The organism is Nostoc sp. FACHB-152 (assembly GCF_014697475.1).
Lineage (GTDB): Bacteria > Cyanobacteriota > Cyanobacteriia > Cyanobacteriales > Nostocaceae > Nostoc_B.
The window spans coordinates 1-11,887 of sequence record NZ_JACJRV010000131.1 but is presented as its reverse complement, the minus strand read 5'-3'; the positions used below and the strand labels follow the sequence as shown (position 1 = coordinate 11,887).

Annotated in this window: 13 protein-coding genes; 4 read left to right on the top strand and 9 right to left on the bottom strand. The window is 39.9% G+C overall.

Annotated features, from left to right (window positions below; translation table 11 throughout):
- Positions 1 to 206: 206 nt before the first annotated feature.
- From H6G76_RS34825 to H6G76_RS34795, 7 genes are all read right to left on the bottom strand, one after another.
- The gene (locus tag H6G76_RS34825; RefSeq protein WP_190710755.1) at positions 207 to 674 is read right to left on the bottom strand and encodes a M48 family metallopeptidase; all 468 of its coding nucleotides are present in this window, start codon (positions 672 to 674) and stop codon (positions 207 to 209) included.
- 4 nt (positions 675 to 678) lie between these two features.
- Positions 679 to 1,620, bottom strand: coding sequence for a homogentisate phytyltransferase (locus H6G76_RS34820; RefSeq protein ID WP_190710754.1), 942 nt, complete (start codon positions 1,618 to 1,620; stop codon positions 679 to 681).
- Positions 1,621 to 1,950: 330 nt separating this feature from the next.
- Positions 1,951 to 2,160: an acetyltransferase gene (locus tag H6G76_RS34815; protein ID WP_190710753.1), complete on the bottom strand. Its 210-nt coding sequence runs from the start codon at positions 2,158 to 2,160 to the stop codon at positions 1,951 to 1,953.
- Positions 2,161 to 2,216: 56 nt separating this feature from the next.
- Positions 2,217 to 2,432, bottom strand: a complete 216-nt coding sequence (locus H6G76_RS34810) for a hypothetical protein (RefSeq protein ID WP_190710752.1) — start codon at positions 2,430 to 2,432, stop codon at positions 2,217 to 2,219.
- A gap of 65 nt (positions 2,433 to 2,497) precedes the next feature.
- Positions 2,498 to 2,806, bottom strand: a complete 309-nt coding sequence (locus tag H6G76_RS34805; protein WP_190710751.1) for a DUF3181 family protein — start codon at positions 2,804 to 2,806, stop codon at positions 2,498 to 2,500.
- Between the two features lie 120 nt (positions 2,807 to 2,926).
- Positions 2,927 to 3,184: a hypothetical protein gene (locus H6G76_RS34800; protein ID WP_190710750.1), complete on the bottom strand. Its 258-nt coding sequence runs from the start codon at positions 3,182 to 3,184 to the stop codon at positions 2,927 to 2,929.
- A 56-nt stretch (positions 3,185 to 3,240) separates the two neighbouring features.
- Positions 3,241 to 4,254: an NAD(P)-dependent alcohol dehydrogenase gene (locus H6G76_RS34795; protein WP_190710749.1), complete on the bottom strand. Its 1,014-nt coding sequence runs from the start codon at positions 4,252 to 4,254 to the stop codon at positions 3,241 to 3,243.
- 122 nt (positions 4,255 to 4,376) lie between these two features.
- Between H6G76_RS34795 and H6G76_RS34790 the strand changes: the two genes are divergently transcribed.
- The gene (locus H6G76_RS34790; protein ID WP_190710748.1) at positions 4,377 to 6,545 is read left to right on the top strand and encodes a DEAD/DEAH box helicase; all 2,169 of its coding nucleotides are present in this window, start codon (positions 4,377 to 4,379) and stop codon (positions 6,543 to 6,545) included.
- A gap of 188 nt (positions 6,546 to 6,733) precedes the next feature.
- Positions 6,734 to 7,438 carry a photosystem II biogenesis protein Psp29 gene (gene psb29, locus H6G76_RS34785; protein WP_190710747.1) on the top strand — a complete coding sequence of 235 codons (705 nt, stop codon included), beginning with the start codon at positions 6,734 to 6,736 and terminating at the stop codon, positions 7,436 to 7,438.
- Between the two features lie 187 nt (positions 7,439 to 7,625).
- On the opposite strand, the gene H6G76_RS34780 is transcribed toward psb29, so the two are convergent.
- Positions 7,626 to 8,411 (bottom strand): hypothetical protein, encoded by a 786-nt coding sequence (locus H6G76_RS34780; protein ID WP_190710746.1) that lies wholly within the window; start codon positions 8,409 to 8,411, stop codon positions 7,626 to 7,628.
- A gap of 607 nt (positions 8,412 to 9,018) precedes the next feature.
- Entirely contained in the window at positions 9,019 to 9,318 is a 300-nt protein-coding gene (locus H6G76_RS34775; RefSeq protein ID WP_190710745.1) for a 30S ribosomal protein PSRP-3, read from the bottom strand.
- 168 nt (positions 9,319 to 9,486) lie between these two features.
- On the opposite strand from H6G76_RS34775, the gene H6G76_RS34770 reads away from it, so the two are divergent.
- On the top strand, positions 9,487 to 10,290 hold the full coding sequence (locus tag H6G76_RS34770; RefSeq protein WP_190710744.1) for a TIGR01548 family HAD-type hydrolase: 804 nt from the start codon (positions 9,487 to 9,489) through the stop codon (positions 10,288 to 10,290).
- A gap of 100 nt (positions 10,291 to 10,390) precedes the next feature.
- A complete protein-coding gene (locus H6G76_RS34765; protein ID WP_190710743.1) occupies positions 10,391 to 11,779 on the top strand; it encodes a cytochrome P450 in 1,389 nt (462 codons plus the stop codon).
- Positions 11,780 to 11,887: the final 108 nt, after the last annotated feature.

Genomic DNA, 11,887 nt, shown 5'->3' with positions numbered 1-11,887 from the left:
ATTCGGTTTATAGCTTGGGTTTTCTCTATTAACCAATCTAAATTATCTAAGTTTTATTTAATTTTCTTATATTATTTTACCATAGTTACTCTGGGAGAGCCCGCTTTTTTAATAGAGCAATAGGCTAGGCTGCACCTTAGGCTAAGGTAAGCAGATGTTTTTTATTGGAACCGCAGAGGAGATAGAGGATAGAGAAAAGATAGACTTCAAGTTGACTTGGCATTTATTTGTGCTAATAATTGAGCAATCTTTTGTGCTTTTTCTGGGCGGCGTTGTTTCTGAAATAATTCTTGTGCTTTTTCGAGGTTGGTTTTAGCTGCTTCTGGCTGATTTTGCTGAATTAAAACATTGGCTAAACGCAAATAAGCTTCAGGATTTTTAGGGCTGCGGCGCATGACTTCCTGAAATAATTCTGTGGCTTCGGAAATTTTGCCTTGCTGATATAAAACATCGCCTAAAAATAAACGGACTACATCATTGGTGGAGTTGATAGCAATTACTTTACGAAAAGCTGCTTCTGCACCTTGATAGTCTTTTTGCTGATAAAGGTCTACTCCTTTTTGGAAATAGTTGGAAGTAATTAAGGTTTTCCAAGCAAAATAACCAAGGAGGACAATACTAATAGTGACTACCAAGATGGCAAGAATATCTATTGTGTGAAAAGTGTCGAACATGGTTTTAAGCCAATAAACAGGCGATGGGGAATATGAGATATTCTAAGAAAAATAGCTTCCAAATGAATTGATAGAATTGAGCGATCGCAGTTTTATCATGTAAGTCTACGGCTAAACTCCGCAACCACATCCCACACAACAATATTAAATGCGTGATCACCAAAAATGCTGAGTTCACAGCTTCCAGACGCAGCACACCTGCTAACACCATTCCTAAATAGCAAATGGTGAGTACCCATAGTGCCATATTAAATACAGCTTGGGGGCCAAGTTGAATTGTAAAAGTAGTGATATTGTACTGGCGATCGCCTTCTATATCGGGGATATCTTTAAAAATTGCGATCGCAAAGGTAAACACTAATATAAATGTAGTTAGCACCCACACCACAGCCGGAATTGCTTGTTTACTTTGCAATAACCAATTAAAGTGCAGAAACAATCCCAAATTTACAATTGTTCCCCGCACTGAAAAAATACACACAGCAGCCCAAAAGGGAAATTGCTTTAAGCGAATTGGTGGTAAAGAATAAGCAGTCCCAATTGTCAAACTTATAGCCACCATCCCAAACAAAAAAGGGCCAGTTAACCATGCTATTACTAGTGCTAAAATTCCTGTAATACCTACAATTAATTGCCCTTGTCTGCGCGAAAACTCTCCTGATGCGAGGGGTAAATGCGGCTTATTGATCTTGTCAATTTCTACATCTTCGAGTTGATTTAAACCCACAATATAAATATTGCCGCACATACAAGCTAGCCACGCACCTAAAACTGAAATTAATTGGCTAGTAGCGAACTCACTTGAGGTGACAGCAAAGGCAACTAAATATAATCCAACAACACTCAAACTTGTACCGATTATTGTATGCGGGCGAGAGAACTTCCAAAAAGCATAAAGCCAGTTACCCCGAACAATAGAAGTTTTTTGCCTAGAAACCTGACTCATAATCTTTTGAATTCCCCAATCCCGTTAACTCGTAACACACCACAAGCATTAATTCTAGGAATGCTTCAATCATCGTACTCCAACCAGAACCCATTAATAATAGGACTTACGCAAAAAACCTCTGAAACTCTTATTCCTCAGTAGACTTCTTGCAGAAGTGGGGTAAAGGGTAAGGGGTAAAGGGAAAGGTTCTTCCCCCTTAACCTTTTCCCATCTCTTGCAAAAGTGCTTTTTGCAAGAGGTTTATTCTCTGTGGTTCGATTCTTCACACACAAAGGGCGTACATTTGTACGCCCGATATCAGTTCATGTATTGTGCAGTTAAAAAATTTTAACCTTTGCGATAGTTAGCATCTAACCAACAGCGAGGTAAACTTTCACCGGATGGAAAAACGAGATTCTCTTTTTTAAAAGTTTCTTCGTCTTGTTCTTCTTGACCTTCTTGGTCTTGTCCGTGAACTATATCGATATGCGGATCGATTAATTCCTGAATATCATTAACTTTGACTAAACCACTAGTATCTTTGACTTGTAATAACATAGATTAATCTCCAAAATTAATTGTCAACTTGTAAACAACATTTGTTCCTCAAAGGCTTACTTTCCAGAACCTTCTATTAATTTTTTAAAGTACATATATGCTTGTTCTGGGGTAAGCGGTTGAGATTCTTCGTTAGGTATGTAATATTGCCTTGTGTCGGCAAAATAACGCACAACAAAGCTATGAATAAGGTTTAACTTCAAAGCTTTTTTGCCTAGCTTATCAGCTGTTTCTGCCAGAGTGAATTCATCATGGAACTCATGGACAGTCATAATTTTCACTCCTACCAAGAGGGGTGTTAAAAATGTAGTTTATAAAAATACTCGGAGTTAAAAAGTTAGATTTCGCGTTGAAATCTCTCTAAAATGTCAACTAAATTTACCTGGCATTGTAGCGGGAGTAAATCAATAAGTGCGAGTTCTCGTCTGCCGCCACCGATTTTTACTGGGATAGATTCTAAAACTTTAACTACGCGGTCTTCATTGATAGAATTAGAAGTAATTAAAGGATACAATTGTTCGGCGACAACCGTATGTAGTTTGGCATTAGATAAGAAAAGATGCCACTTGGCAATATCAATGTAGATATTTTCGCCAATTTCAGATGCTAGGGCTTCTAGTAATTCCGAGGTGTTAGTCTTAGCCATAAAAATTACCCTATTTTAAGAAAGAGCGGAAGCTCTCAGCTTATATCTTATTATTGCTCAATTATTCGAGCTAATTCTACTGCCACAGGTTACAAATGCCCTAGCATTAACTGTCCGTCTTCAGGTGGATTTAGGCGGTGTGGATGAATAGTTGGCGATCGCAGCAATATAAACTAGATGCACCAACACTACTATTACCCAGCCTGTCGTCAACAACGGCAACCACTGCCAATGGGTTGACTTCAAAATATGGAAGAACCATAAGCCAGAGTTAATAGTTGCAGCCACAGCGACATGGACAGCAAAATTCATTCTGTCATCTAACTTGCGGTACTCAGGATCACTGCGATCGGGTTTGCGAGGCCAACGAGGAGGCATAAATATTTGTTACAGACTTCAATACTGTTGATTATTCTAAGGTTTTTGGTAGAAGATTAACCAATTTCAATCACAACCTTCCCAAAGTGAGAGGCATTTTTTAGGTAGCGATAGGCTTCTTGGGTGGCTGTGAACGGAAAAACCAAATCAATGATTGGGTAGATTCTATGTTGCGAGATGGCCTGATTCATTGTCTCAAACATCTCTCGACTGCCTACATAAATTCCTTGTAACGTAATACTCTTAAACAGTATCGGCATCGGATCAATATCACTACCTCTACCCGACAGCACACCAATTAAGCTAACCCGTCCCCCAATCCGGACTGCTTGTAATGATTTTGGCAGAGTACCTGCACCACCAACTTCGACTACATGATCTACACCAGTGCGATTCGTCAATTCATAGACTTGCTTTTCCCAATTGGGTGTAGTTTTGTAGTTGATAGTTTCATCTGCACCGAGTTTTTTTGCTTGGGCTAACTTCTCATCACTGCTAGAAGTAATAATCACTTTTGCACCGTGCATCTTGGCAAATTGTAGAGCAAATATCGAAACTCCCCCAGTCCCCAACAACAATACAGTATCACCTGCACTCACATTGCCCTTAGTTACTAAAGCGTGCCAAGCTGTTACAGCCGCACAAGGTAAAGTCGCCCCTTCGATATAAGCAAGATGATCAGGTAAGATAACTAACCCATCTTGGTTTAAGACGACGTATTCAGCCAACATTCCATCGATACCGCCGCCCAAATCAGATTTCATCTTCTCCCTGGTTAAAGCACCATCAATCCAATTTTGGAAGAAAATTCCCGCCACGCGATCGCCTACTTTTACTCGTGTCACACCTTTTCCCACCGCCACAACTTCCCCCGCCCCGTCACACATAGGAATTAGTGGATATTGCACACCAGAACCGTAATTTCCTTCAACAACCAGCAAATCACGATAATTTAGAGATGTTGCCTTGACTTTAACCAAAACTTGCCCATTTCCTGGTTCTGGTTGAGGGCGATCGCATAACTTCAGCGCATCAATTCCCGCATTGCTTTGGATTTCGTAAACTTTCATGACTCTGTGTACTCTGTGTCTCTGTGGTTAGTATTTCGTTAGTCTATTTGTGTCAGAAAATCAAGCGATCGCCATCCTTACCTGCTATAAAATATCAGATTGTTTCAGCTTAAATACCAAACATGAGCGAAGCCTTCAACAGACTCGCGCCTTTCATTCAAGAATATATATACAACCACAACTGGACAGAATTAAGACCAGTGCAAGAAGCTGCTTGTCAAGTAATTTTCGACACAGACGCTCATTTATTAGTTGCGGCTGCGACGGCTGCGGGAAAAACAGAAGCAGCATTTTTACCAGTTTTAACTGTATTACACAATCATCCTACAAATACAATCGGTGCATTATATATTGGGCCAATCAAAGCTTTAATTAATGACCAATTTGAACGCCTCAACGACTTACTCAAATTATCCGATATTCCTGTTTATCATTGGCATGGAGATGTTGCTCAAAGTCGTAAAAATAAGTTAGTTAAAAATCCTCAAGGCATTTTACAAATTACACCAGAATCTTTAGAAAGTTTATTAATAAATAAAAATCATGACTTAGTTCGCTTATTTGGCGAACTGAAATTTGTAATTATTGATGAAATTCATGCCTTCATGGGTTCCGAACGCGGTTGTCAGATTATTTGTCAATTACAACGTTTAGCTAATGCAATTCAAAAACAACCCCGCCGCATAGGTTTATCTGCAACTTTAGGCGATTACTCCTTAGCCGAAGACTGGTTACGTTCTGGAACTGACAAACAAGTAATTACTCCTAAAATTGAGTCAGAAAAACGCCAAATTAAACTCGCTGTAGAACATTTTTATCTGCGTGATGAGATTCATTCAGCAGAAAAATATGATAATTATCTTTTTAATGTCAGCCAAGGTAGAAAATGTCTGATATTTGCTAATAATCGCACCCAAACCGAATCTGTTATTGCTTCCTTGCGCCAAATTGCGACAGAACAAGGACAGCCTGATATATATCATGTACATCACGGCAGTATCTCAGCTAGTTTGCGACAAACTGCGGAAAATGCCATGCGGGAACCTAATCAACCCGCAGTTACGGCTGCAACCTTGACTTTAGAATTAGGCATAGATATCGGTCATTTAGAGCGAGTCATTCAGTTAGAATCGCCTTTATCTGTAGCCAGTTTTTTACAAAGATTAGGACGTGCAGGTAGAAGGGGCGCATCTGCTGATATGCGTTTTGTCTGTGCTGAAGAGGAACCATTATCAGAAGCATATTTAACAGAACAAATATCCTGGCAATTATTGCAATGTATCGCCATTATTCAACTTTATTTAGAAGAGCGTTGGATTGAACCGATAAAGCCGATGAAATATCCTTTAAGTTTGCTTTATCACCAAACAATGAGTATTTTGTTAGCAGAAAAAGAATTATCTCCGGCTGCGTTAGCTAAACAAGTTTTAAACTTACCGCCTTTTGCTGCTATATCTAAAGACGATTTTAAATTATTATTACGCTATTTAATTGATATTGATCATCTTCAGCAAACTGAACAAGGAAAATTGATTATTGGCTTAACTGGTGAAAAAGTCGTCGGTAAGTTTCAGTTTTATGCTGTATTTGCTGATAATCAAGAATATATAGTTAAGCAAGAGACAACAGAAATTGGCAGCATTGTTACACCGCCACCTGTTGGGAATCAATTCGGTTTAGCTGGTAGAAGTTGGGAAGTTTTAGAGATTGATTTTAAAAGGAAGGTGGTATTAGCCAAACAAGTAGAAGGTAAAGCTAGTGTTTATTGGCGTGGTGGTAGTGGCAAAATTCATACTAAAATTTTGCAAAGAATGCGCCAAGTGTTATTAGAAGATACAGAATATAGCTATTTACAAAGTAATGCGAGAAAAAATGTACAAGCAATGCGCCATCTTGCCCGAAATGCTGGGTTAGATAAACAGAATATTGTGCAATTAGAAAAAAATAAATGTTGTATCTTTCCTTGGATGGGGACAGTTGCGTATCGTACTTTAGAAAGATTAATCAATTGTTTTTGCCGTGAATCTTTAGAAGTTAGCAGTATGGGTGGGGTAAATCCCTATTATTTGACTTTGAAAGTAGGAAAAAATAAGTTTAAAGATATTTATGCTGAAATTAGTTCATTATGTGAGCAAAGAATTTCTGCTGAAGATTTGGTGAGTACAGCAGAAGCTCCAGAAATGCAAAAATATGATCAATATATACCGCACTCGCTGCTACGGAAAGCTTTTGCTCACGATTATTTAGATATGGAAGAACTTAGACAGCAAGTGGTACAGTGGCAATCATAGGCAGTCTTAAACTATTCGTAAACAACAAGATCCCCGACTTCTCAAAGAAGTCGGGGATCTCAAAACCCTTACACCCCTACACCCTCACACCCTGAGTCTCAATCTGATGTAAAACCCGAACTTGGCAAAGTAGCCTTTAAGAGTGACAATAAAATAACTTCGCCCTTAATATTCTTAATATTTTCTTTGTGAATAACGTCCGTACTGTCTCTGACACAAAGCGAACTTTCTACTCCCTCCATACCCGGCCAATCAACACAATCTATCGCCGGGTAGTTGAAGAGTTGATGGTAGAAATGCATCTGCTATCAGTAAATGTTGATTTTAGTTACAATCCAATTTATGCCTTGGGCGTTGTCACAACCTTTGACCGCTTTATGCAAGGCTATCAACCAGAACGCGATAAAGAATCAATTTTTCACGCCATATGTCAAGCTGTAGAACAAGATCCACAGCGATACAGACAAGATGCTGAAAGGTTGCAGGCTTTGGCGAAAAGCTTATCTGCTAGCGATTTAATTGCTGGGTTGAGCCAGAGTAGCCAATTATATCAAGATCCGGATTTGCAAGGTCATCTGCAAGCGATCGCTAGCAATACTAAATTTAAATACAATCGCTTATTCGCTATAGGTATCTTCTCCTTACTCGAAGAGTCCGATCCCGGTTTAGTAAAAGATGAAAAGCAACGCACAGAAGCACTCAAAACTATAGCTGCTGGCTTGCATTTATCTGTTGAAAAACTCAACAAGGATTTGGAACTATACCTCTCTAATTTAGAGAAAATAGCACAAGCATTGATAGTCATGGCAGATATGATCTCAGCGGATCGCAAAAAACGCGAACAACGCCAACAACAATCTACCACTGTCATTCCGCCAATTACCAATGAGTAATCAACGGCAATTAAAGAGTTAAAACTGACTCATCCACTATCTATTTATGGATGAGTTAATTTCATACTTAACACTACCCTTCTCCCAAAGGGAGACGCTACGCGTAGCTTGCTTCCCCGTAGGGGTACGGGAACGCCTGCCGTAGGATGCCCTTGGGGCTGTAGGGCGAACATACTTCATACTTAACTTAATCTTTCGGAGGAAAAATAAGTTTGTTTCCCGTTGGAGTACTAATTACCTTTCCTCCCAAAGCCTCGATTTCTTTAATTGCTCTCTTACGAGTTTTTTCATCTACTTTATTCATTAATATCATTGCCCAGGTAGCAATTCGCGCGTATTTACTATCAGGGTTATGGCTCAAAAAGACAGCAGTTTGATGAGAGTTATGAGCTATAAATTTACTTTCTGAGTCTGAAAAATTGCTTGCCCAATTTGCTGCCATATTGAATGAATTTTGCGCTGCTTGAGCATTTCCTAAAAATAATAATTCATCAATTCCTTTATAACGCCACACATAATAGGATTTTTCTGGCACTTGGGGAGATAAAGATTTTAAACCCTCTTTCATCAACCCTATAGAGCGTTCTGGCATAGCAGCATATACAGAAGTACTAGTAGAAAGCCCTACATAAGCTCCGAGAAATCGCGGGTCATGTTTAATAATAATGTCAAAATATTCTGGACTTAGGCGGTAACCTGTTTTGTCCCGCACGTCATCGTCACCAAAATACTGTAAAAAATTTAAATATACCCAATCAGCTATTAAGTTGTCATAACCAAAACTAGGTAATTCTTTTAATGTAGCCAAGCGGAGATGTTCTGCTTGGATATCTTTTTCGAGAACTTCTTGGGATATAGTTTGTTTATTAATTAAAAGTGATTGTAGCCGAGGAAATTGCAGGACACTAACTCCTAGCATACAGAAGCAGGCGACCACAGGCGTAATTAAAGCTTGATAAGGTAAACGCAACATAGTGAAATCTGTTTGCAGCTTAAATTACACCATTGTATTCAATAGTACAGCAGAACGCTGTAGAGACGTAGCAATGCTCCGTCTCTATATTTGCAGATAAATTTATATATAAAAATTTTGCTCCCATGTGCTGGGTCAGTAAGCTGTTAAGCACCTAATTTGCAGTTTAGACCTTAGGGGAGCAGGGGAGGCAGCGCGTTGCGGGGGTTCCCCCCGTTGTAGCGACTGCCGTGAAGGGGCAGAGGAGAGGGTTTAAGTCATTTATTCACAATTTCAATAGTGCAGCTTAAATGCTGATTAGCTTACCAATAACGAAACCGCCCATGCATTACCTGAAAGAGTAACTAACAAGGTATGCTTGTGGCGGTTTCAAAAATCGCTGTTTATTACTGGTAGCAATGATAACTTATGCAAATTTTGGAAGATTGACACTGTTCAGTTGATTAGCACAATTAGAGATGTAATATTCCATCTCTAAAAGGTCAGTACAGCAGTAGAAATCTTTTCTGTGGATTTAATAACTGCTGTTGCTGATTGTTAGCCCTGTTGCACAACTTGTTGATAGTGGCAGCAGGGACAAGAGCAGCAAAAAGTTAATTGTGCAATATCAAGCACTACCTGTGAAACCAACTTCGGGAAACTTCAACTGAGCTTCTGCCATAGGACGGTTTCTGCCTTCCTCTTGCCAGTAGTTAATCACTTCTGTTGCCTTGTTAAGCAATTCAACGCGATCTAGCTCAGTAATCCAGTGTTTGGATTCGAGTTCCTTTTTTAACTCTTCCCAAGCATCATTTCTGGGCCAGAAAAAGTACTTTGTTAAAGGGCTGGTACCTTTGCCTACAACTTGGTCAACTGCTAGGGCAACGTTATCTTCCAACCAAAGAATTTTTAGAATGAATTTGGTCAATCACACCTCCGGGAAATATCCGGGCATTACTTACTAAGTTTGCGATCGCTTATTGTAACTTAATATCTCACCGATGAACAAACTTTTAGGGGAGTAGGAAAGAAGTATTCATGATAGATACTGATCCAATTTAAAATCTGAAAAGCTTAATTTCTAATCCACGCAACCATGACTGAACAGCCTTCAGCACTAGCAATTGTTGTTTTTGATATTGATGGCGTTGTGCGCGATGTTGGCGGTTCTTATCGCCGCGCACTAGCCGATACTGTAGAACAGTTTACCAACGCAGCCTATCGTCCCACACCAATAGATATTGACCAACTCAAGTCTGAAGGGATTTGGAATAACGATTGGGAAGCATCCCAAGAGTTAATTTACCGCTACTTTGAATCTCAAGGTCAGTCACGAGAGCAACTTAAACTAGATTACAAAACTATTGTTGCCTTCTTCCAATCTCGTTATCGTGGCCCAGACCCGAATAATTTCACGGGATATATTTGCGATGAGCCTTTATTGTTAAGCTCAGATTATTTACAACAACTTACCCAAGCTGGCATTCCTTGGGGATTTTTTAGCGGTGCTACTCGCGGTTCTGCCACTTACATCTTAGAAAAACGTTTAGGTTTGCAGTCTCCAGTGTTGATTGCGATGGAAGATGCACCCGGTAAACCAGACCCCACAGGGCTGTTTGCTACCGTTGACAAGTTAAAACATAAGCAAAGCAACACCACAGTTATTTATGTGGGCGATACTGTCGCTGATATGTACACAGTAGGCAAAGCAAGAGAATTGCAACCATACCGGACTTGGATTGGTGTTGGAGTGTTACCGCCCCACGTCCAGGAAACAGCAGAACGCTCTCAAGCATATAGTGAAACACTCCAAAAAGCTGGAGCCGCAGTAGTTTTGAATAATGTTGAGCAGTTAAATCCTGCCAAGGTAGAAGAACTATTGCAATTATGCTCCGGCTGAGAATATTTAGAAAAAGCGATCGCCAAAATCATTTTTCTAGGATTAATTAAGCTATAAGTGCAGTCATTCATAGCTGATTTTAATTGTGAGGGAATCTTAGATGTCTACTCTCAAACTTCCCGATGGCCCCAAAACTCACCCTTGGGTACAAACCTATCAGTGGTTAACTAACCCTTTAGGATTTATGGAAGCCTGCGCTCAACGCTATGGTGATATTTTCACTTTGCGAATTGGCCCAGTTTTTAGTCCTCAAGTCTTTATTAGTAATCCCCAAGCAATTGGTCAGATTTTTAATACTCCTCCACAACTTTTAGACTCTGGTGCGCCAGCTGGTATCAAAGCTCCTTTGTTAGGACAGCAATCTTTACTCGCACTAGAAGGAAAACCCCATCAACGCCAACGCAAGCTATTAACACCTCCTTTGCATGGAGAAAGGATGCTTGCATATGGTCAGTTAATCCAGAACATCACCAATAAGGTTACTGCTAAATGGCAAATTGGCGAGCCTTTCTCTGTGATCTCTTCTATGCAGGAAATATCCTTTGAGGTGATTTTAAAAGCTGTCTTTGGTATACATGACGGGCCGCGTTACGAAAAACTCAAAGAACTACTCATCAAAATCCTAAATCCCCAGCAACCTTTTATCACAGCAATGATATTTGTTTTCCCTGTATTGCAACGGGATTTAGGTGCAAAAAGTCCTTGGGGAAAGTTTTTACGTTTACGCCAGCAAGTTGATGAACTAATTTACGCTGAGATTCAAGAACGCAAAGCCAAACCAGACCCATCTCGCACTGATATTTTGTCATTAATGCTAGCTGCACGGGACGAAGAAGGTCAACCGATGACCGATGTAGAGTTACGGGATGAGTTGATTACTCTGCTAGTGGCTGGTCATGAAACTACAGCAACTTCTTTAGCATGGGCAATTTACTGGGTTCACCGTGTTCCCCAGGTACGGGAGAAACTGCTGCAAGAACTAGATAATTTAGGTGAAACGGCTGATCCTAATGAAATTTTCAAATTACCTTATTTAAACGCAGTTTGTTCAGAAACGCTACGTCTATATCCAGTGGCGATGTTGGGATTAAATCGATTGGTCAAATCGCCTTTAGATGTCATGGGTTATCAGTTAGAACCTGGAACTCTGGTGATTCCCTGTATTTATTTAACCCATCATCGAGAAGATTTATATCCTGATTCCAAGCAATTCAAACCAGAGCGTTTTTTAGAATGTCAATTTTCTACCTCAGAGTTTTTACCTTTTGGTGGCGGTAATCGTCGCTGTATTGGTATGGCGTTTGCTTTATTTGAAATGAAATTAGTGTTAGCAACTGTGCTATCTCAATGGCAAATGGAAGTTGCAGATAGTCAGCAAGTACAGCCTGCACGTAAAGGTGCGTTGCTGGGGCCATCTGGGGGTGTCAAGATGATTGTGACAGGTAAACGTTTGCAAAAACAGCCTGTTTTTGAAACTAGTAATATTTGAGATTGATTTAACGTGAGTTCGATGAACCTCTCCCCAACCCCTCTCCGACGCGGAGAGGGGCTAAAACATTGTGATATTTCAACGAAAGATAAGGGTTTCAAAGCCTCT

What these genes read in the sequence shown, in the direction of transcription:
- H6G76_RS34825 (WP_190710755.1), bottom strand. Translation starts at nt 674, where the DNA reads ATGTTCGACACTTTTCACACAATAGATATTCTTGCCATCTTGGTAGTC.
- H6G76_RS34820 (WP_190710754.1), bottom strand. Translation starts at nt 1,620, where the DNA reads ATGAGTCAGGTTTCTAGGCAAAAAACTTCTATTGTTCGGGGTAACTGG.
- H6G76_RS34815 (WP_190710753.1), bottom strand. Translation starts at nt 2,160, where the DNA reads ATGTTATTACAAGTCAAAGATACTAGTGGTTTAGTCAAAGTTAATGAT.
- H6G76_RS34810 (WP_190710752.1), bottom strand. Translation starts at nt 2,432, where the DNA reads ATGACTGTCCATGAGTTCCATGATGAATTCACTCTGGCAGAAACAGCT.
- H6G76_RS34805 (WP_190710751.1), bottom strand. Translation starts at nt 2,806, where the DNA reads ATGGCTAAGACTAACACCTCGGAATTACTAGAAGCCCTAGCATCTGAA.
- H6G76_RS34800 (WP_190710750.1), bottom strand. Translation starts at nt 3,184, where the DNA reads ATGCCTCCTCGTTGGCCTCGCAAACCCGATCGCAGTGATCCTGAGTAC.
- H6G76_RS34795 (WP_190710749.1), bottom strand. Translation starts at nt 4,254, where the DNA reads ATGAAAGTTTACGAAATCCAAAGCAATGCGGGAATTGATGCGCTGAAG.
- H6G76_RS34790 (WP_190710748.1), top strand. Translation starts at nt 4,377, where the DNA reads ATGAGCGAAGCCTTCAACAGACTCGCGCCTTTCATTCAAGAATATATA.
- H6G76_RS34780 (WP_190710746.1), bottom strand. Translation starts at nt 8,411, where the DNA reads ATGTTGCGTTTACCTTATCAAGCTTTAATTACGCCTGTGGTCGCCTGC.
- H6G76_RS34770 (WP_190710744.1), top strand. Translation starts at nt 9,487, where the DNA reads ATGACTGAACAGCCTTCAGCACTAGCAATTGTTGTTTTTGATATTGAT.
- H6G76_RS34765 (WP_190710743.1), top strand. Translation starts at nt 10,391, where the DNA reads ATGTCTACTCTCAAACTTCCCGATGGCCCCAAAACTCACCCTTGGGTA.